Here is a 20,337-nt window from a genome sequence, read left to right as displayed (position 1 = left end):
GCTAGGCCTGTCCACGATCGTGGATGATGGACCCCGGATTCCGGGGTCCAAAGTCCACGATTCGTACGAGGACCCGACGCACGCCTATACGACCGTTCCGGCGGACGGTGATCGCGAGCTGACATGCGACGTATGGTGACGCCCATGAGCGCGACGACACCACGGCCAGGGCAGGCGGTCCGCGGCTCCCGCTCGGGGAGGCCGATCATGGTCGCGCTCGACCTCCTCGGCCGCCGCGGAGCTCTGACCGTCCTGTGGTCGCTTCGCGACGGTCCCGCCACATTTCGCAAGCTCCAGGAACTCGCGGACGGTATGGCCGCCAGCACCCTCAACACGCGCCTCCGCGAGCTGAGGGACGTCGGGCTGATCGAGCGTTCCGACGGGGGGTACCGATTGGCCGTCGACGGTCGGGCGCTGCTCGACGCCGGTGAGCCGCTGCTGGATTGGGCGCACGAGTGGGCCCTGCGACTCCCCCGGTCCGACTGAAGCGGTCGGTTCAACCCACCTCGGCCGCAGTACCTCTCACCAGGGTGACGCCGGGGATCGTGTCGATGAAGTCGACTCCGAACGCCGTGGATGGTGTCAGAGCACCGATCACCGGAGACTCCGCCAGCGCGATCATTGCCTGAACCATCGACTTCGCGGTGAAGGCGTAGGTGTTGTCCACCTCGATGGACCGCTCCACGCAGCGGCCCGAGTCGTCGGTCAACCGAACCCACCCGGCACTGCGAGTGAGACCTCGCGTCGCTTCCGACGGAACGGGCACGAACGCCAGCAGCTTCTCCAGAGCGTCACCGACACCACGGACGGACAGCAGTCGACGCATCGGCCGATCGAGTCGTCGCAACAGCGTCGCTCCCGGCAGGGCGGTGAAGGTGGTGACGTTCTGCAGGCCTGCAGTGCGGGCCGCGGACGCGAGATCGCCGAGCGGAGTGGATGCGACCGTGGCCTTCTTCGAACCCGGCAAGTCGATGGTCAGGATGCGATGACTGTGAGCGACGGGCTCGAATTCACCCGACACGCGAATCTTGTTTCCCGCGGCCATCCCGAGCAGGGCCGTGCTGAGTGTGCCGCGACTGAAACCACCAGGACTGACCATGGCGATATCGCCCGTGATCGCCTCGGGGAGGGCCTGTTTCGCCACTGCTGCGAGGTGGTCCGTGGGAACCACGTCGAAACCCACTCCCGGAACGAGTGCGACACCGGCGTGACGCGCGTCGGAGTCGCGGGCGTACACCGCCTCGAACACGTCCGCCTCCCCCGTCAGATCGAGGTAGTGCGTACCCGTTCGAAGGCACGCGTCGACCATCGGTGCCGACGTCCGCTCGTAGGGGCCGGCGCAGTGCGCGACGATGTCGATGTCCGCCAGCGCAGCGTCGAGGCCCTCCGCATCGTCGAGTGCCACGACACGGAATTGCACTCCGAGGTCGCGGGCTGCCGCTTCGGTTCGAACTCGATCGCGACCGGCCGCGATGATGTCCACGTCACGGCGCACTGCCTCCCACCCCACGAGAAGCCCTGTGTAGCCGTAGATTCCGTACACGAGGACGGTCGTGCGGATGGTGTCGCGCTCGGCTGTCGTGGGTTCGCTCACGCACCGCAGTCAACACGATCGATGCTTCGATAACAAGAGCGAAAGTTCTGCGAGCTCATCACCTTCGATCCCGTTCTACAGTCTGAACATGACTATCGAACGAGTACCGGTATCCGGCGGCAACATGGCCGTCGAGATTCTCCACGGATCCTCGGAGCCGATTCTCGTGGTGCACGGGGTCTCCAGCCAGCGCAGGCTGTGGGGCTGGCTGCACACGGAAGCGCCACACCTGACACTCGTCGCGCCGGACCTCCGCGGTCGCGGTGACAGCGTGGACATTTCGGGCCCGTCCTCGCTGACCCAGCACGCCGACGACCTTCGTGCCGTCGTCGATGCGCTGGGACTCGACGCCGTGCACATGTGCGGTATGTCGATGGGCGCGTTCGTGGCGGTCGAATTCGCGGCTCGGTATGCGTCCAGAGTGAAGAGTCTCGTTCTCGTCGACGGGGGCGTGCCGGTGGGACCGCCCCCGGGTCTCACCCGGGAGAACGTTGCTGCAGTCTTCATGGACAGGATGGCTCGTACTCAGCAGCGGTGGAACGATACCGACGACTACGTCGACCACCTGGTGTCGACGTCGTTGCCGCTGCTCGACCGTACCGACCCCCTACTGCGGGAGTACGCCGAACACGACCTCCTCGACGGGTCGGTCAGGTTGTCGTCCGAGGCGGTCGTCGCGGACGCTACGGACGTATTCTTCGGCGATTCGCGGTTTCGGGACATCACAGTTCCGGTCCGCTTCCTGCACGCTCAGTGGAGCATCGGGGCCGATTCGGCGCCGATGTATTCTCCGCGAGACATCGAAGCGCTGGACGTGACGTCGGTCGAATCGATGGTCGGACTGGATCATGCCGGCACGATCATGACGTCGACGGGAGCCCGCGCTGTCGGCGCCATGATCGACACCGCGGTGCAGGGCAGGTGAACGCGTTACCGACGGATCGTGCCGAACACGTCGACCGGGTGAGGCACTCGAAGCCCGCCGTCGTCACCGGGGACCGACACCGCCTCCAGATAGGCGCGCACCGGCCCGTACAGGTCAGGGCTCAGCTGGGCCTGGACTGCGAAGTTCAGCACCAGGTCGCTCGCGGACGCCAGGTCCACCAATGCGTCCAGGGTGACCGCGTCGTCGATGACGATGTCGGCATCCACGAAAGCCTTCTCGACGTCGGCGCTGAACCACTGCCGATGACCTTCCACGGGCGGCGCGAGAACGCCGACCAGCGCATTGAGTGCGGCCGTCGGTGCCACAGCCACCCACAGTTCGCCGCCGGGACGTAGCAGGGCGAGCGCGGCACGCAGCGTTGCACCGACATCGACGACGTAGTACATCGAGTGCACGAACATCACGACGTCGAAGGTCTCGTCCACGGGCGAGTCGTCGAACGATGCGACGAACGCGTCAGTGCTCAGCTCGTCGGCTCCCAGCGCATCCATCGTGGACGTGAAGAGGTCGGCGCTCCCGAGCCAGGGGTCGACGCCGACATACCGAACCGGTCGGCCGGGAACTGCTCGCACAAGGCTTGCGGCAAGTCTGGCGTCGAGCACGCCGTCGCCGCATCCCACCGACAGGACCGAGATCGGTCCGTCGCCCCTCGTCGCCAACCGACCGGCGAAGTGCTCGGCGATCAGACCGCGCTGATCGGAGAGTCGCTCGAAGGCGGCGTGCTGTCGGGCGTAGGAGTCGGGCTCGAGGCCCGCGAGCGCCGGGGCGCCACGCCGAACGTCGCGCAACCCGTCGATGAGCACGGCAGCGGTGTCGGTCGGCGGAGTCGGCGCTATGTTGGACATCGATACGAGTCAACCACGACGCACCCACCCGGTGTGCTGCGGTCGGCTTCCTAGGAGGAATGTCGTGAGCAGCGGAGATACAGCCGAACGCAGTCTCGAGCACTGGAGCGAGGCCGGTCGGACGGGCATGGAGGCGTTCTACGCGCTTGCCACCGAGGACTACCGACAGCTGGCACTGGCAGCCGAGTGGCCCACTCTGCTCGCCGACCGTGCCCACGAGGGATGGTCACTGCTCGACGTCGCCTGCGGCAGCGGGAAGTTCCCCACCGCTCTCCGCCGCTATACCGACTTGTCGGCTGTGCCCGAGATCGCCTACGACCTGCTCGACCCGTCCGCGTTCTCCGTCGCCGAAGCACGGGGGTCTCTCGGCGCGCCGTTCGCGGGCCGCCACGACCTGGTGATGACTCTTCAGGATCTGCCGGCGGATCACACCGGTTACGACGTCGTGTGGGCTACCCACGCGCTCTACGCCCTTCCGCCGGCCGAATTGGACGCTGCCGCCGAAAGATTCGTGGCTGCGCTCGCCCCGGGTGGTCTCGGCCTGGTCGCGCAGGCCACGGCGTCGTCCCACTATCTGGCGTTCTACGACGCCTTCCGCGCCGGCGTGCGCGACGCGACCCCGTACACGACGGCGGAGCAGGTACGCGACGCGCTGATACGGGCCGGCGCGGACGTGCGGGACCAGCGGGTCACGTACACCACCGGTACCTCCGATCGCGCCATCGCCGAGGGTTTCCTGCAGCGGTGCGCATTCGACGACTCCGTGTCCCTGGAGGAGATGGAGGCGGCGCCGGTGCTGGGCGACTACCTCGCGTCATGCCGTGACTCGTCCGGTGCCTACACCTTCTCCCATGAGGCGGCCCTGCTGTGGCTCTGACCGATCCGACGACCAACGAGCGGCTTCCCGAACAGAACCGGGACGGCGGTATCGATCAGGACTGGGCAGGCGACGATCAGGACTGGTGGGACTGGTACGTCACCCTCGCCGCCAACGACGCGACGTCCACCGAACTGGTCGACGGCCCCGGCCTGCCCGATGTCGAGGCGGCCACGGACGAACAGGTCGAGCGCGAGCTGGCGGAGCCCTACGACCTCGATCCTGCCTCCGCCGAAGCTTTTGCGCGACAAGCATTCGTACGGCTACCGGGCGTGCTGTCTCCGGCCGTGGTCCGGCGACTCGCCGAGCGGCTCGAGGAACTGCTGCGCGCCGAGCACGGTGAGGACGTCGCCGGCCGGTTCACCGCGCTGGAACAGATGTGGTTGCACGACGACCTGATGCGTACCGTGGCGCTCTCGCCCCGGATCGGAGGCCTGGCCGCCACCCTTCTCGACGTGTCCGGCGTTCGGCTGTATCACGACAACGCACTCTCCAAGGAGCCCGGCTGCGGGCGAACGCCCTGGCATCACGACGCCGAGCACTTCCCGCTGCAGACCACTGACGCCGTGACCGCCTGGATGCCGATGTCCGCCATTCCCGGTCGGATGGGACCGCTCTCGTTCGCCCGCGGTCGCACCGTTCTGAGCGAAGTAGCCGACCTGGAGTTCGACAAGGTCGGCACGTCGTACGACGAGGCCGTCGCTCGCCGCTTCGTCGAGCGCGATGTCTCCGTGGAGTCGGAGCCGTTCGCTGTGGGCGACGTGTCGTTCCACTCCGCGCTGTGCTTCCACACCGCGGGCCCGAACCGGACGACGCAGCCACGCCGTGCGTTGGCGACCACCTACTTCGCCGACGGGACACGCGTCGTGGAGTCGCCGACGCTGATCAGTGGCACGTGGCGCGAATTCCTCCCCGGCATCGAGCCCGGTGGCCTCGCGAACTCCGAGCTCAATCCGGTCGTGGGCCGGCGAACCTGACTCGAGACCAGCACTGGGCGTTCAACACCTCTTCACGGTGGTCGATGCCCTGAGTTCGTCGCGCCGTGAATCCTGTTCTCGATAGACCCCAGCTCGATACTGACGATATGCTCAGTTCTGTACGGGTTCTCCACGAGGAACGGACACTCCATGGTCGAGGAAGGCTCGGATCAGGCTCTCTCCCGACAAGCGAGACGTCGCCTGCACACACGGGCCATGCTCGTGCAGGCAGCGTGCGCATTCCTTGCCGGCGACGTCGGCGCCGACGCGAGCGTCCAGCAGTTGGCCGACCGAGCGGACGTCGGGGTCGGAACGTTCTACAACCACTTCGACAACAAAGAAGCCTTGTTCGAGGCCGCGATCGCAGAGACACTCGCCGAGTTCGGCCGATTCTTCGACGACGCGTGCGCCGACGTGGACGATCCCGTGATGCTGTTCGCCCACGGAGTGCGAATGACCGTGCATTTGAGCGAGTCTCACCGAGAGATGACCAGCATCCTGATGCGACTCGGGTTCGGATACCTCGCAGGCGATACGGCGTTGGCGCCCCGCGCCGCCGCCGGACTTCGGGCGGCAGCCGAGTCGGGTCGGCTGACGATCACCCATCTCGACACCGCTCTCGCGTGCACGGCCGGATCACTCCTGGGGTGCTTGCACGTGCTCGCCGCGGACCCCTCCGCCGATGTGGCACGCACGGCAACTGCCCTCGCTGCCGGACTACTTCGCATGTTCGGCCTCGACGACGCGAGCGCGTCGGACCTCGCGTCCCGGCCCCTACCGACGCGCCGAGTCATCCAGTCGGCCTGACTCCGCCGCCAGAACTGTCCGTTGACCTGCAGTACTGCATCGGCAGTCCGGTCACATGCAAACTGACGAAATCGTCATAAGTGAGGGCTCTTGACCCCCAATGGGCTCGAACGTGACGATTCGTTCACCGACACCGCCGAACACACCTCGGAAAGAGAGCCATGAGCATCGCCAGTACGAATCATCCCTCATCGGACGTCGACGTGGACGTCATCGTCGTCGGACTCGGTCCGACGGGAGCCACCGCAGCAAACCTGCTCGGACAGAGGGGCATTCGTACTGCGGTGATCGAGCGGGATGTGGACATCTATCCACGTCAACGCGCCATAGCCTCGGACGAGGACGCGCATCGGGTCTGGCAGAGCCTCGGATTGTTCGACCGCATGCTCGACACGATGTCTACCGACGTGAGAGTTCACCTCAAACACGGCGACCGAACGTTCCTGACCACCCACTCGGCAGAGAGCTACGGCCAGGGTGTTCCCGGGATGGCTTTCTACCACCAGCCGGAGCTGGAGCGAGTCCTCCGTGACGGCATCGAGCGCTTCCCCAGCGTGACCGTGACTGCAGGTCTCGATGCGGTGGCCCTCACCCAGGACGCCGACCGGGTGGTGCTCACTCTGCGGCCTGCGGACGGAAGCCCTGATCGGACGCTACGAGCGCGCTATGTCGTCGCCGCAGACGGCGGATCGAGCTCGATTCGGAAGATGTTGGGAATTCCGCTGCCGGGCAAACACATCGAAGAGCAATGGTTCGATATCCAGCTGCGCGCGTGGTACGACCTCCCCTCCGATGCACCTCTCGACTTCACGTTCATCTCCGACCCGTACCGGCCGGGCGTCGACTGCCCGTGCCCGATGGGTTACCACCGCGTCGAATTCCGCGTCAACAAGGGAGAGACGATCGACTACCTGCAGTCCGAAGCGGGTCTACGAGCGTTGCTGGCCGAGCGCGGCATCGACTACGACACGGTGGAGGTCTTCCGTAGCTGGGCCTATACCTTCCACATCCGCCAGGCAGAGAAGTGGAGCGAAGGCCGAGTGTTCCTCGCCGGCGACGCTGCTCACATCATGCCCCCGTTCGCGGGACAGGGCGTCTCGTCCGGCGTACGCGACGTCGCCAACCTGTGCTGGAAGATCGCCGCCGTGCTCGACGGCGCCGACACATCACTGCTCGAGACCTACGAGCCCGAACGTCGTCCGAACGTCACTGCGCTGACACGTTTCTCTTTGGCGATCGGACGTGTGGTCATGTTGCGCAACGATCGACTCGCACGCGTCCGAGACTCCCTGTTCGTCGCCGCATCGAAGACACCCGGCGTTCGATCATGGCTCGCGAGAATGGGACTCAAACCCCGATACACACTCGGGACCCGCCGGGGCTTCTTCGCGGAGCAACCTGCCCGAGGCAGCATGCGCGGCACCTTCGTCGAACAGCCGTGGGTGGTGGGATCGGACCTGACGCCGGTACGCCTGGACACACTGCTGGCCGACTCCTGGACGTGGATCGGCTTCCCCTCCGCCCCGATACCGCACCGGTTGGCCGAGGCGGGGGTGTCCGAGATCAAGGTCGAGTATTCGTCTGCGCTGGCGACTCACCGTGTACCGACCGGACACATCGTCGACGGTGAACGCGTTCTCGAACGGCAACTCCGAAAGTCCGGGGCCGCCGGCATCCTCGTACGCCCGGATCGCTTCATCTACGGCAGTGACCGTGAACTGACCTCCGCGGACCATCTGCGGGTTTCCGCTGTGATGGGCTCGGCCCCTGTGCGCGGTGTCGTGACAGGCGCCGGGCAGTGATCGTTGCCGACGGTGTCGGCGAGAACGTCCTCGTCGAATCACGCAGGACAGCAGCATGATCGACACCCCGCGGCCATTGGTGCGACGACTGTCCGGTGCCGCGTTCCTTGTAGCGGTGGCCGTATTCATCGGGACCAGCGTCGCAATCTACGCCCGAGCGTTCGAGCCGGTGTTGCACGTCGAGCTGACCACCGATTCGGTGGGTAATTCCCTGACCCGCGATGCCGACGTCAAAATGCGGGGTGTTCTTGTCGGACGCGTCGAATCATCGAGGCCCACGAGTTCCGGCACGGTGGTGTCCACATTGGGGCTGAACCCGGATACCGCGCGGATGATTCCCGGCAACGTCACCGCCCGCATTCTCCCGAAGACCCTGTTCGGGGAACGCTATGTCGCCCTGCAAATGCCGGACCGGCGCGACGGCACAGCGCTCCGCGACGGGGCCACCGTGCTCCAGGACCGCAGCGGCAATGCCGTCGAGGTCAGTGAACTACTGGACAGCATTCTCCCGCTACTCGATGCGGTCCCTCCTCGAGATCTCGGCGCCACTCTCGGGGCGCTGTCGGGGGCGCTGTCCGGCCGCGGGGAACAGATCGGACTGACCATCGACCGCCTAGAGAAGATCTTCACCGGTCTCGATACACAGCTACCCGCGATAAAGGCTGATCTGCAGGGCGTGGCGAAACTGTCGGTAACCTATTCCACCGCAGCACCGGACCTGGTGGACGCACTCGACAATCTCAGTTCCGTGGGGAACACGGTCGTCGAGCGCCGCAACGACATCACCGCCCTGCTCGCCTCGGCAACCACGACGTCCACCTCGGTCGCAGACGTGGTCGAACAGAATGCCGACTCGATCATCGGACTCGCCGCAGGTTCTCGTGCCACACTCGACATCCTGGCGGAGTACTCCCCCGCCGTCGGATGCACGCTGACATCACTCGCGAGAACCCGCGAAGACGCCGTCGCAATCCTCTCCGTCGACGATCCCTACCCCGGGATCCGCGGCACCCTGAAGTTCGACAACCCGATGGGCGCGTACCTCCCGAACCAGGACGAACCGCGCTGGTTCGACGACCGAGGCCCGTCCTGCTACGACACTGTCACCGCACCGGGCGAATTCTTCCCGGCGTATCCCGGTAGCTCGCGCAACGACGGCTCCTACCAACCCCCCTCGCGCAACCCCGGACCCGCGGAACTGGTGCCCGCCAGGCTCGCCCAGAATTCGCCGACTCCCGGGTACGCCGGATCCGCTCTCGAACGCGACACCCTCGCCGTCGTCTACGGTCAGGGCAGCGGCATCGATCCCGCGCACGTCCCTGCCTGGACCACCCTTGTCGGTGCACCAGCACTACGAGGCCGCGACGTCGACATCAACTGACAGCGCGCGCTATCGGCGTCCAGAAGCGATCGACGTCTCCTCCGTGCGGTCCGATCCGTCGGTAGGTGAGAAATACGGCAGCCAGGTGCGTCGGACGACATCGACGAACTGCCGTCCTGCCGCGTCGGCATCGTCACGCGAACGCCATACGACGTGGCCGTCGGCACGGACGACGACTGCTCCGCTCGTTCCCACCTCGTACAGGTCGACCGTGGCCTCGGGCGACGGGACCCCTGTCATATCGACGACGCGAGTTGTCAACGGCGACAGCTCCGTCGACAACGACGACAGAACTCTCGTCCACGACGCGGGGTCGGACGTGAATATGGTGAAAGCACTTGGTGTCGTAGCGACGAGCTCGAGTGTCGACCGCGGCCCGGACGGGGTCTCGACGACGGTGTGCGGCAGACGTCCTCCTGGCCTGGTTGTGGGGCGGTACTCGACGACATCCTCGGGGCCTACGGCCGGCTCTCGTTCACCAGGTTCGGCCGCGATCAAGGGACCGCCATACCGATACCCGTACTCCAATCCTGTCGAGACGAAGTGCGCGAGTTGCCCGGGGATACTTCCTGCCACGAGATCGCGAACACGTTGTGCGCGCCGACCCGTCGACGCGAGAATGCGCGTACGTGCCAGCCCGGCGCGAGTCACTCTGTCCGCCAGAGGCGCTGCGAGACGACCGGGAATCATCGTCATCGGTCGCCGCGACATCGCTGCCGTCGCCCGTTGCAGCATCGTGTTGGTGACACCGAAATAGCGGGTCGTGTCGTCCATCTTGACGTGATTGCTGACGCTGTGTCGGGCGAACAGGTCGATGACCGGTCGACGCTCGGTCTCGTAGGTGTCGAGCAGTCGGTCGGTGGCGTGCCCACCGAGAACGGCATCGAGCTTCCATGCGATGTTGTGCGCGTCCTGCACCCCACTGTTGAGTCCGTAGCCGCCGGTATGCGGAAAACGGTGTGCAGCATCACCTGCCAGAAGAATCCGGCCACGGCGGAACACCTCGGCGGTCTGGGATGTCATCGTCCATGTCCCGGTCGAGACGACCTCGACGTGCACTTGGTCGCCCAGGACGGCCGGCAACGTCGTGGCCCAGAAGTCCTCGCGGCGACGGGCCACGTCCTGATCGGGGTGAAGGTACGTGTTCATCAACACGTAGTGGTCATCGGCATGAGCGATCATGACTCCAGCGAAGTTCGGCTGATAGATCCAGCTGAGCAGCGGGCGGGCGTCGGCGGGATAGAGCCCGGGCGCACGAAAGAATGCGCTTCCCATGCGGGCCAGCACCGGACCATGCATTTCGACATTCGCGAACTCTCGGATGTCGCTGTTGGCGCCGTCTGCACCGACTAGGTACTGCGCAGTCACGGTGGCACCGGTACTCATCTGCGCGGTTACTGTGTCACCACGCTGCTCGACGCGCTCGACGCGAGTGTTCCTGCGGAAGTCGATCAGTGGTTCCCGGTCGAGCGCCGTCCACAGCACAGGCATCAACTGGTGCTGACCGATGTGCGAGATCAGAAAGTCACTGTGCGACTTCACACGAGCGAGTTGTTCCGGACGCGATGACAGGTCGATCTCGCCGAGAGCTCGCCCGCTCAGCTCGGAACACCAGCGGATGAGACTCACATCCTCTATCGGGGGCGCCAGTGCGGCGATGTCGCGCGCCAGAGCCGGATCCGCCTCCCGCCAGATCTCGAGGGACCTGCCGTGGATGACGTGTGCCGCGGGATGAGTGAGTTCGTCCGATCTGCGGTCGACGACGATGGACGCGATGCCTCGACTTGCGAGCAACAGCGCCGCCGTGGCGCCGGTCGAGCCGGCCCCGGCGATGAGGACGGGAGCCGGATCGGAGGTGCTCACAGCGTACGAAACGTGATGGCGCGTCGGTTGACTAGCGGAGTGGTCCCCGGTCTCACGCCGGCGTCTCGACGTAGCAGCGACTCCGCGGGGGCACCGTCACGGAGTCGTTCGAGCAGGTAGGACGGGTCGATGGTGATTCCGATCGGGTTGCTCGCGAACTCGTCGCTGGAGAAGAACCGAGCGGTGTCCTCGGCTGTGGAGAAATTCTCCGTCTGGAACTCCAGACGCGTTCCGTCGGGATCCTCGTAGTAGAGCGACGTGGTCGGGCCGTGATTGATAGCCCACACCGGGGTGATGCCCCTCGCGGCCAGTCGTTCGTAGTTCAGCAGCAGCGGCTCGAGCGTGGTGTAGGTGAACGCGAGGTGGTCGACGCCGTAGATCTTGCGTCGAAACCTGGCCAGCGGGAACAGGTATCGGAGCAGTCGAGGCACCTTGACCAGGGCCAGGCGGTGACTTTCGTCGTCCCAGGTGAGGAAGGCGATCTGACCGTCCTCGTGCACGACGTGGGCGCCGAGAACGGCGGCGTACCAGTCGATCATCTCCTCCGGACGCGCTGTCTTGACCACGAAATGGGCGATGAGGTCCGGGGCGAGCGCTGTCGTTGTCGGAGCGGGGCTCGCAGTGGGCGATGGCATGGAAGTCTCCTCGGTGTCAGTTCGGTGCGATGATCGGCGTGCGTTGCTCACCGAGATCCAGGGCGCCGTCGGACGATCGGATGGTGCTGGTGACGGTGTCACCCGGGCTCAGGAACGGCCCGGCGAGGTTGCGGCGAATGAAGAGTTTCCACATGACGTGCTCGGGCAACAACGCGGTCGCGAGCCGTCGCACGATTGCGGGTGGCGACTTTGCCGCGGTGCCGTGCGGGGTCCCCGTCAGGAGCACGTCGCCCACGTCGAGATTGCTGAAAGTGCTGAGCTCGGTAAGTGATTCGGCGGGCCGGTAGACGAAGTTCGCGGTGGTGTCGGTCTGACGCAGATCACCGTTGACGTGCAACCGCAGTACGAGGTCGTCCAGGCGGTCGTAATCTGCATCGTCGAGGACCGCGAGCAATGGGCCCATCGGGCAGAAGCCGCGGTAGCTCTTGCCTTTCAGATACTGCCCTTGCGGGAGCTGCACGTCACGTGCCGACAAGTCGTTGGCGATGGTCACCGCGACGACGTACTCGCGTAGCGAGTCGTCGGTGATCGTGACCGGCTCGGTGATCGCCTTGCCGATCACCAGCGCAAGCTCGATCTCGTGGTCGAGCAACCGGACGTGCGACGGGCGGGTGACGGCCGAGTGCGGGCCGGTGATCGAGGCGTCGGTCTTGTCGAAGAAGAGGTTGAACGCCGTGTTGTCCGGATCCATCCCGGAGTCGATGGCATGTTGGCGAAAGTTCGCGCCCTGACACAACACGCGGCACGGAGTGGTGATCGGAGACAGCATCTGCACGTCGTCGGCCACGTGGGTGGGCCGCCGCGATGCCGCGGCCGTCCAGTCGTCGCGTCCGTTCTCGAGAAGTTCACCGGTGGTCGCGTAGTCACCCTCGAGCGCGATGATCCCGCCGGCGGTCACCACACCCCACAGCTCGGCCTTGGCTGTCGTGAAGCGGCTGAGGTAGGTCGCCATCGTCTGAACTCCGTCCGTCGTGGCTGGGAGTGCCAGACTAGCGTGTTCGCTGAACAACAGTCAACGAATCATGTTCAGTCGGATCGGCCGTGGTCGTCCATAGTCGCGGCGGCGGTGAGTACGGCGATCTGTTCACGCAGGTCCGGGCAGCCGTCGATGGCTTGAACACCCCTCAACGCGCCGATGCCGATCTCGATGAACGAGGTGACGAGGGCGTCGACAGGCAGCGGATCGGGGTCGTTCAACCACCACGAGGACGCCTCGTCGAATGCGGCGACCAGGGTCGTGCCGACGAACTGCATGAGCTTGTTGCCGGGGTCTAGTTCCAGGGCGTGCGCCAACGCGGTCAAGGCCCGCGTACGTCCTCGGTCCGACGCGGCGACGACGGTCGGGTCCGGGTGTCGCCGCCCGACGATCAATCGCAGCGCGACTCCGCGGTGATTCTCGAGGTAGCTCAGATGAGTGCGCAGCGCGGCCCGGACGACCCTCGGGACGTCCGCGTCGTCAGGAATGCTGAACGCGGAATCCATCTCTGCAACAACGTTATCGAGGACGGCTCGATAAATTCCATCTTTGTTCGAGAAATGATGGAACAGCAATCCGTGGGCGACACCGGCCCGTTTGGCGATGTCCGCGATCGTCACATCGCCGTAGTCCCGCTCGGTGAACAACTCGGAGGCCGCCGTCAGCAATCGTTCCCGTGTGGCGGCCTTCTGTTGCGCTCGTGTCGTCAACGAACAATCCTGGAGGTCACTCGACGAGACTACCCGGGGCTGTCACAGGGGTCGTCCGATCACGACCGTTCGGCGAAGGCGTAGTCACTCAGGTCGAATCGTCGGCTCCGCCACGACGCCTCGAGCGTGGTCGACGCTCTGAACGGCACATCCCCGTTCTTGGTGAAGTAGTAGCTGTTGGCGCTCGCACAGCTCGGGTCGGTGAACACCTGCAGCGGCCGCCGCTCCAGGATGGCGCTCATGTACTTCTCCTGCGCCGCCGGTGTCACCTCGGCAACCGACGCCCGGAGGCGACGAGCTTCGCTCAAAACCCGCACGATGTGGGCGGCACTGTTCTCGACCAGGGTGAAGAACGACGCGCCGTTGTAGCCGTAGGGACCGAAGACGGTGAAGAAGTTGGGAAAGCCTGCTGTCGTCACGCCCTGGTAGGTGTGGAACCGCGCAGCGTCCCAATGCTCGGCGAGGTCTGTTCCGTCGTCGGACGTGAGCGGGTACGTCGGCAGCGCGTCCTTGTCCGTCACCTTGAATCCGGTGGCCAGGATGAGCACATCGAGCTCGTGCAGATCGCCGTCGGCCGTGCGAATCCCTGTCGGCGTGATCGCCTCGATGGACGCCGTCTGCAGAGCGACGTTCTCGCGATTGAACGTCGAAAGATACGAATTGTGGAAACTCGGCCGTTTGCATCCGAGGGCGTACTTCGGGGTGAGCGCCTCCCGCGTCGCCGGATCATCGACCTGCGCGGCGATGTATCGACGCGCAGCGACCTGCAGGGCGGCGGTGCCGGGAACCCATCGATGGAAGTGGGCCAACACCGGGAACGTCGCCTCGACGAAGGTCTGGCTCGCCAAGCGAGCGACCTGCCGAACTCCGGGAACTCGCCCGAGGCCCGCGCGTCCTACCCGGCCGAGCGGGAAGTCCGGTTTCGGCAGGCACCAGATGGGCGTGCGCTGGAACACGGTCAGGTGCTCGACCTCGGGTGCGATTTCCGGAACGACCTGCACAGCCGTCGCGCCGGTGCCGATGATGCCGACCCGCTTGCCCGCCAGCGATACCTCGTGGTCCCAGCGGCTGGTGTGCATCGTCGCGCCACCGAAGGAGTCGATGCCCGCGATATCGGGCAGTTTCGGTTGGCTCAGCGGCCCGCCTGCGTGAATCAACCAGCGGGCCGTGACATCTCCCCCGCTGGTCGAGATCGACCACTGGGCAGACTCCGCGTCGAACGAGGCTCCGTGCACCCTGGTACCGAATCGAAGGTGGGCACCCAAGCCGTATTCCTCCACGATCTGCTCGGCGTAGGCACGTAACTCGCTGCCCGGGGCGTAGCTGCGGGACCAGGTCGATCGTTGAGCGAAGGAGAATTGGTAACTGAAGGACGGGATGTCGACAGCCACACCCGGATAGGTGTTCCACTGCCAGGTACCACCGGGACCGTCACCGTCGTCGACGATGAGCACGTCGTCGAAACCGGCTTTCGCGAGAGCGATCGCGGTCCCCAGACCGGAGAAGCCCGCACCGACGATGACGATCTCGTGGTGTGGGCGGGCTGAAACGTCAGGCACCGACGGTTCCCTTCTGCACTGTGCGTCGCGGTGAAGCACTCGGACTGATCATGCGACCGTACAACCGCATCGCACGTCCTGGTACGGACTCTTCCATCCCCGGTTGCGCCGGACGGTTCCTCGCGGGTACCGATGTGCAGATGAAGACTTTCGATCTCCCCGGCACCGACCTGCACGTCTCGAGCATCGTTCTCGGACTCATGCGTATCGAGTCACTCGACGACGAGCAGATCCGCACACTCGTCGGAACCGCCCGGGACGCCGGTGTGTCGGTGTTCGACCACGCAGACATCTACGGCAGCGAACGGCATGCGTGCGAGCGACGGTTCGGTGATGCAGTGTCGTTCGCATCCGACCGCGACGATGTGATCATTCAGAGCAAGGTCGGCATCCGCGAGGGTTACTACGACTTCTCGGCCGAGCACATTCTCTCCACTGTCGACGAGTCTCTCGCTGCGCTGCGCACGGACCACCTCGACATGCTTCTGCTGCATCGACCGGACGCCTTGGTGGAACCCGCCGAGGTGGCTCGGGCCTTCGACACCTTGCAGTCCGCGGGAAAGGTCCGACACTTCGGCGTCTCGAACCACACTCCCGGTCAGATCGCCGTGCTGAAGACTGCGGTGCAGCAACCCCTCGTCGTGAATCAGGTGCAGCTCAGCATCACTCATGCACCGCTCGTCGCGGCAGGCGTGGCCGCCAACATCGCCGGGCTCGACCAGTCCATGGATCGGGACAATGGACTTCTCGACCACGCACGCGTGCACGGCATCACGCTCCAGGCATGGTCACCGTTTCAGAAAGGTACGTCGGACGGCGTCTTTCTCGGCGACCGTGAGAACTATCCGGACCTCAACGATGCACTCGACGACCTCGCCGACCAGTTCGGAACCACTCCCACCGCCATCGCCACAGCCTGGTTGACCCGGCACCCGGCGAATATCCAGGTCGTTCTCGGTACGACCACACCGTCACGGGTCGCGGAGGCGGCGGCCGGCTCCGACATCGAACTCGATCGTCAGCAGTGGTACCGGCTCTTCAGGGCTGCGGGCCACACGCTGCCGTGACCAGTGCACGTCCGAGCAGCGGGGGGTCAGACATGACCTCCACCGCTGGAACGGTTATTGCTCTAGCACTGTCGACCATCGCGCTGACCGCGTGTGGAACGTCGGAGATAGGTCAGCCGTACGAACTCGATGCGGACGATGTCGCGGCGTACTCCCGGAGAGACGGCTTCACCGTCCCGGACGGCTTCACGTTTGCCGAGGCGCACACGTTCTCGGAATTCGTCGGGCAAGCCCCGTGGTCGGCCCGATACGACGCGCCCGTCGACCTCGGCGACGGAAAAGCGGTGACGGCAGCCAACCCCACATTCCCGCCGATGGCAGCGATCACGTGCAGTGCGGTCCCTCCCGGCAATTGGTCGTCTCTCGGGTTCGATTGCGGACCGGGCACCCTCGTCACGCAGTATCCACCGTCCGGAGAGATCGACACCGTGACAGCACTTCTCACGCGGGACGACCGTGGCGCTTCCTTGTTCCTCTACAGCTCAGGACACTGACTAGGGCCGCCGAGGTTCGGAACCCCCGATCGTGGACGTCTACCCCCGCCCTACGGTGGTAGGAGTCCACGATCACCGGGCCGAAATCGGGCCTGGAGGCGTCCCTGGTTCACATCGAATTACTATCTGCCTATATAGATTTCACTGAATTGCTCAGTCCTCGTCGGCCTCGAACTGCTGCTTGCGTCGACGGCTGCGATAGATCGCCAGAGCAGCTCCGCCGCCTCCGAGTACAGCTCCGACGATCAGGCCGGCCCAGGTGCTCGGGTCTGCACGCCCGGGCAGGTACTTATCCGGAGCGAGGGTCACCCCGATGCCGACGAAGGCCACCAGCAGGAGTACGGCGCTCACATTGCCGCGGGCGGTGAACCACCGAGTCTCCGCGAACAGGTCCACATCCCTGGACTTCGCGTAGGCGAGGGTCGCGCAACTCACGACGCCACCGAAGATGATGATGCCCAGTGCAGTTAACGCCCCGGGGCGTCCACCGACCCATGGGAGGACAGCGGCGGCCACCAGCCCACCGAAGGTGTGCAATTGCAGCCCGACGGCAGCGGCTTCGTTCCATACGTCCCGCTGACGCTCGTCGCGATAGAACTCGGCGTCGAGATCGCCGACGAACCGCATCGATGTTGTGAACGCACTCATCAGGACTCCTTCTCGCTCAAGCTCGGGGTGTCGGACTTCGGGGTATCGGACCGCGGGGTGTCGGTGTCGACCGGGAACAGATGCTCGACCGTGGAGTCGAGCGCTCCCGCCACTTTCAGTGCCAGATACACACTGGGGGCGTAGTCCCCGCCCTCGATCGAGACGATCGACTGTCGGCTGACTCCGCAGACGCGGCCCAGCTCGGCCTGAGTCATGCGGGATGCCTTCCGGAGGTCTCGCACTCGGTTCGTCACGACCATGCAACAAGTCAACTGCACTTGTCATTTGATGTCAAGAGTGGTTGACATTTGCTTGATTGGCATCGATCGGGCCCAGTGCAACGTGGGGCCGTCACGGCATGCACCCATCGCTGAGTCTTGCGTTATTTGCATTTTGTGTGCAGTATCTGCAGAACGCACCGGGCGAACCGGGTGCGGACACCGAAGGGGGTTTCATGATCACAGTGACCAGTGCCGCAGGCGGTGTCGGACGACTGCTCGTGCGACAACTCGCACAACGCGGTGTTCCGGTGCGCGCGGTGGTGAAGAACATCGACCAGGAACGTACGACGCGACGGGACGGCGCAACAGAGGTCGTCGTGGGCGACCTACGATCTCCGCAGACACTCGACACGGCCCTGCTCGGCACGACCGTTCTGTACCACGCGGCTCCCACCCAGATCATCGACGAGCGACCCATCATCGCACACCTCATCGCCTCGGGACCGTCACAAGGACTGCAGCACATCGTGTTCCACTCGGTGATCCACCCGGATCTGCACGAGCTGACCCATCATCGACAGAAGGATGTCGCGGAGGGGCTGCTGCGCGACAGCGCTCTGCCCACCACAGTCCTGAGACCGTCGCACTACATGCAGAATTACCTCGAAATATGGGATCTTCTGCAGGCGGGCGTCATGCCCTACCCCGTCTCGCCGAACAGCGTCATGGGCGTGGTCGACGTCGCCGATGTCGCCGAGGCGGCAGCCACCATCGCGCTCGATCCGACACCGCACACCGGACGCACCTACGACCTGTCCACCGTCGAACTGACGCGTCACCAGATGGCCGCGATCTGGGCGAAGGTGTTGGGACACGGCGTGACTGCGGTGCGCATTCCCCCGTCGTCGCTGACACAGCGAGCAGCCGCACTACCTGCACTCGGGGCGGTGGTGACCCATGCGGTGCGGGCCACCGGGCTCCGTTCGGTCGGCCACCTCGTTCGTGGCGCCGGCGCAGCCTCGAATCCCCGCGGCATGAACGACTGGCCACCCGATGCCCGCGTTGCGTACCGGACGATGATGTCGCACTACGACCGCCACGGACTACCTGCCGGCGACCTCAGCGTACTGCCGGCACTGCTCGGCCGGGAGCCCACCTCGTACGAGGACTTCGCCCGACGAGCCGTCGCAGAACACGACCAGCAGAGCCGGAGTGACCGCGAATGAAGCAGGCGCCGCGCCGATTTCGCCCCCGACGGTCCCTGGTGACCGGCGCGAGCTCCGGCATCGGAGCCGAATTCGCCCGAGCCCTTGCTGAGCGCGGCTCAGACTTGGTGTTGGTGGCGCGGCGCGAGGAAAGACTCGTCTCTCTCGCAGCCGAACTAGGACGCGAGCACGGAGTCCACTGCCGCATCGTCTCCCACGATCTGTCGGAACCGGCGGCCGGACGCCACTTACGAGACCTGGTGCCCGAAAGACTGGACCTAGTCGTCAACAATGCCGGCTTCGCCGTTCAAGGCACATTCATCGACAACGATGCCGACGATCTCGCACGGCTTCTCGCCGTCGACGTCGCGGCCGTCGTGGACATCTGCTCGGCGTTCCTCCCCGACATGATCGCGCGCGGCACAGGATCCCTCGTGAACGTCGCCAGCACGACGGCGTTCCAGCCCGTCCCGACCCTCGCTGTGTACGCCGCAGCCAAGGCGTTCGTCCTCAGCTTCACCCAATCCTTGTGGTACGAATCCAAGCGCCACGGTGTCCGAGTGTTCGCGCTCGTCCCGGGTCCGACGCGCACCGAATTCTTCGACGTCATAGGCGAGACGGCCGCGGTAACGGGCTCACACCAGACAGCGACCGAGGTCGTCGCCACCGCGATGCGCGCCCTCGACGCGAAACACTCGCGCCCGTACGCAATCTCGGGCCGTAAAAACTCGATCCAGGCTGCGACGGCGATGTTGACTCCACCACGGATACTGCTTCCCGCCGTGGCCCGTCTGCTGCACTGAAATCCGTCGTCCCTCGCGCCGACACGGCTGTACTGTCACCACTATGGCCAGGGTCTCGAGATTCACGGCGGCCGACCGTCGCGACGCGGTGGAACGTGCATTCACAGGAACAGAAAGTCCGGCCGCTGTCGCCGCGGCCATGGGCATCCACACCACAACGCTGTATCGATGGGCTGCGTCCGACGCTACGGACGACTCGGGTCCTGCCACGACCCGGCTCGTCCGCGCGACCCAGGAGCTCCTGAGGCACGCCGACTACGGCGACATCACCGTCGAAGCCGTGGCACAGCAGTGCGGCCTCTCTCCCAGAACTGCGTTCCACCACTTCCCCGGCAAACGCGACCTGTTCCAGGCGGCGGTCAACGACGCCGCCACCACCCTGATCGACCGCATGGCAGCACGGTCCGCGAAAGTGGAGTGGCCGGACGATCCTCTGGGGCAGCTTCAGTCGTTTCTGCACATCGCCGCAGCCACCATCTACGACACCCCGGCGACCCACGTCCTGTTCCGCAACATAGGTGTTCCTCGCAGCGAGGGCACAGCCGAGGGATGGCACGACGACTTCGTCGGCGCGATCGATCAGTTGCTTCGTCGTGCAGCCGACGCGAACCAGATCGACAGTCACACAGACATACCTGCCACCGCGCGACTCGTCACCGGCGCCATGCGCGGTATTCATGCCGCAGTATTCGACGGCGCCTCTCCCGATGTGGCACTCCAGCTGGTCGACAGGATTCACCTGATGATTCCCGGCCGACCGCCACGGTTCGAACAGTAGGCGGCAAGGACCACCGATGAGCGCTCAGGCGTCCTTACGGCCTGCGCCTCGACCGGAGACGGTGACAGAGAGCTGCGTACTCACGCTCTACGACCAAGCCGGTGTCGCACCCCCTCGACCCGGTCATC

Annotated in this window: 21 protein-coding genes; 12 read left to right on the top strand and 9 right to left on the bottom strand. The window is 65.3% G+C overall.

What is annotated here, in order from left to right; genetic code table 11:
• The first annotated feature begins 144 nt into the window (after nt 1-144).
• Complete coding sequence (locus AC0IX4_RS18945) at nt 145-486, top strand: winged helix-turn-helix transcriptional regulator (protein ID WP_056076201.1); 342 nt, start codon at nt 145-147, stop codon at nt 484-486.
• A gap of 10 nt (nt 487-496) precedes the next feature.
• Here AC0IX4_RS18945 and AC0IX4_RS18940 read toward each other — a convergent pair whose 3' ends face one another.
• On the bottom strand, nt 497-1,594 hold the full coding sequence (locus AC0IX4_RS18940) for a saccharopine dehydrogenase family protein (RefSeq protein ID WP_471830450.1): 1,098 nt from the start codon (nt 1,592-1,594) through the stop codon (nt 497-499).
• An 88-nt stretch (nt 1,595-1,682) separates the two neighbouring features.
• On the opposite strand from AC0IX4_RS18940, the gene AC0IX4_RS18935 reads away from it, so the two are divergent.
• The gene (locus tag AC0IX4_RS18935; RefSeq protein ID WP_471830448.1) at nt 1,683-2,519 is read left to right on the top strand and encodes an alpha/beta fold hydrolase; all 837 of its coding nucleotides are present in this window, start codon (nt 1,683-1,685) and stop codon (nt 2,517-2,519) included.
• Nucleotides 2,520-2,524: 5 nt separating this feature from the next.
• Here AC0IX4_RS18935 and AC0IX4_RS18930 read toward each other — a convergent pair whose 3' ends face one another.
• Entirely contained in the window at nt 2,525-3,385 is an 861-nt protein-coding gene (locus tag AC0IX4_RS18930) for a methyltransferase domain-containing protein (protein WP_042576578.1), read from the bottom strand.
• 64 nt (nt 3,386-3,449) lie between these two features.
• On the opposite strand from AC0IX4_RS18930, the gene AC0IX4_RS18925 reads away from it, so the two are divergent.
• The 5 genes from AC0IX4_RS18925 to AC0IX4_RS18905 all read left to right on the top strand — a co-directional run bounded on the left by AC0IX4_RS18925 (nt 3,450) and on the right by AC0IX4_RS18905 (nt 9,229).
• Nucleotides 3,450-4,262 (top strand): class I SAM-dependent methyltransferase, encoded by an 813-nt coding sequence (locus AC0IX4_RS18925; protein ID WP_471830446.1) that lies wholly within the window; start codon nt 3,450-3,452, stop codon nt 4,260-4,262.
• Nucleotides 4,253-5,239, top strand: coding sequence for a phytanoyl-CoA dioxygenase family protein (locus AC0IX4_RS18920; protein ID WP_471830444.1), 987 nt, complete (start codon nt 4,253-4,255; stop codon nt 5,237-5,239). The genes AC0IX4_RS18925 and AC0IX4_RS18920 overlap by 10 nt, the downstream gene beginning before the upstream one ends.
• Before the next feature lie 150 nt (nt 5,240-5,389).
• Nucleotides 5,390-6,046 carry a TetR/AcrR family transcriptional regulator gene (locus tag AC0IX4_RS18915; protein ID WP_471830443.1) on the top strand — a complete coding sequence of 219 codons (657 nt, stop codon included), beginning with the start codon at nt 5,390-5,392 and terminating at the stop codon, nt 6,044-6,046.
• Between the two features lie 161 nt (nt 6,047-6,207).
• Nucleotides 6,208-7,848 (top strand): FAD-dependent monooxygenase, encoded by a 1,641-nt coding sequence (locus AC0IX4_RS18910; protein WP_471830442.1) that lies wholly within the window; start codon nt 6,208-6,210, stop codon nt 7,846-7,848.
• 55 nt (nt 7,849-7,903) lie between these two features.
• Nucleotides 7,904-9,229: an MCE family protein gene (locus tag AC0IX4_RS18905; protein ID WP_471830440.1), complete on the top strand. Its 1,326-nt coding sequence runs from the start codon at nt 7,904-7,906 to the stop codon at nt 9,227-9,229.
• 9 nt (nt 9,230-9,238) lie between these two features.
• On the opposite strand, the gene AC0IX4_RS18900 is transcribed toward AC0IX4_RS18905, so the two are convergent.
• The 5 genes from AC0IX4_RS18900 to AC0IX4_RS18880 form a co-directional block, all read right to left on the bottom strand.
• Nucleotides 9,239-11,092 (bottom strand): FAD-dependent monooxygenase, encoded by a 1,854-nt coding sequence (locus AC0IX4_RS18900; protein ID WP_471830438.1) that lies wholly within the window; start codon nt 11,090-11,092, stop codon nt 9,239-9,241.
• The gene (locus tag AC0IX4_RS18895; RefSeq protein ID WP_471830437.1) at nt 11,089-11,727 is read right to left on the bottom strand and encodes a VOC family protein; all 639 of its coding nucleotides are present in this window, start codon (nt 11,725-11,727) and stop codon (nt 11,089-11,091) included. Before AC0IX4_RS18895 ends, AC0IX4_RS18900 begins: the two co-directional genes overlap by 4 nt.
• 16 nt (nt 11,728-11,743) lie before the next feature.
• Nucleotides 11,744-12,700: a fumarylacetoacetate hydrolase family protein gene (locus AC0IX4_RS18890; RefSeq protein WP_471830436.1), complete on the bottom strand. Its 957-nt coding sequence runs from the start codon at nt 12,698-12,700 to the stop codon at nt 11,744-11,746.
• A gap of 74 nt (nt 12,701-12,774) precedes the next feature.
• Entirely contained in the window at nt 12,775-13,434 is a 660-nt protein-coding gene (locus AC0IX4_RS18885; protein ID WP_471830435.1) for a TetR/AcrR family transcriptional regulator, read from the bottom strand.
• 59 nt (nt 13,435-13,493) lie between these two features.
• Nucleotides 13,494-14,993, bottom strand: coding sequence for a flavin-containing monooxygenase (locus AC0IX4_RS18880; RefSeq protein WP_471830434.1), 1,500 nt, complete (start codon nt 14,991-14,993; stop codon nt 13,494-13,496).
• 140 nt (nt 14,994-15,133) lie between these two features.
• On the opposite strand from AC0IX4_RS18880, the gene AC0IX4_RS18875 reads away from it, so the two are divergent.
• Nucleotides 15,134-16,060, top strand: a complete 927-nt coding sequence (locus AC0IX4_RS18875) for an aldo/keto reductase (protein ID WP_471830432.1) — start codon at nt 15,134-15,136, stop codon at nt 16,058-16,060.
• 32 nt (nt 16,061-16,092) lie between these two features.
• Entirely contained in the window at nt 16,093-16,554 is a 462-nt protein-coding gene (locus tag AC0IX4_RS18870) for a hypothetical protein (RefSeq protein WP_471830430.1), read from the top strand.
• A gap of 153 nt (nt 16,555-16,707) precedes the next feature.
• Here AC0IX4_RS18870 and AC0IX4_RS18865 read toward each other — a convergent pair whose 3' ends face one another.
• Both AC0IX4_RS18865 and AC0IX4_RS18860 read right to left on the bottom strand, forming a co-directional pair.
• On the bottom strand, nt 16,708-17,202 hold the full coding sequence (locus AC0IX4_RS18865) for a DUF2029 domain-containing protein (protein WP_471830428.1): 495 nt from the start codon (nt 17,200-17,202) through the stop codon (nt 16,708-16,710).
• On the bottom strand, nt 17,202-17,462 hold the full coding sequence (locus tag AC0IX4_RS18860; protein ID WP_471830427.1) for a helix-turn-helix transcriptional regulator: 261 nt from the start codon (nt 17,460-17,462) through the stop codon (nt 17,202-17,204). The genes AC0IX4_RS18865 and AC0IX4_RS18860 overlap by 1 nt, the downstream gene beginning before the upstream one ends.
• A gap of 194 nt (nt 17,463-17,656) precedes the next feature.
• Here AC0IX4_RS18860 and AC0IX4_RS18855 point away from each other — a divergent pair, with 194 nt between their 5' ends.
• From AC0IX4_RS18855 to AC0IX4_RS18845, 3 genes are read left to right on the top strand one after another with little or no spacing between them, the layout of a single operon-like run.
• Nucleotides 17,657-18,649: an SDR family oxidoreductase gene (locus tag AC0IX4_RS18855; protein WP_471830426.1), complete on the top strand. Its 993-nt coding sequence runs from the start codon at nt 17,657-17,659 to the stop codon at nt 18,647-18,649.
• Between the two features lie 38 nt (nt 18,650-18,687).
• Nucleotides 18,688-19,431: an SDR family NAD(P)-dependent oxidoreductase gene (locus AC0IX4_RS18850; protein ID WP_471830424.1), complete on the top strand. Its 744-nt coding sequence runs from the start codon at nt 18,688-18,690 to the stop codon at nt 19,429-19,431.
• A 43-nt stretch (nt 19,432-19,474) separates the two neighbouring features.
• Nucleotides 19,475-20,209, top strand: a complete 735-nt coding sequence (locus AC0IX4_RS18845; protein ID WP_471830423.1) for a TetR family transcriptional regulator — start codon at nt 19,475-19,477, stop codon at nt 20,207-20,209.
• The last annotated feature ends 128 nt before the right edge of the window (nt 20,210-20,337 follow it).

The sequence above is a fragment of the Rhodococcus sp. AC861 genome, from assembly GCF_979256035.1.
This window is presented reverse-complemented; position numbering and strand designations above follow the sequence as displayed.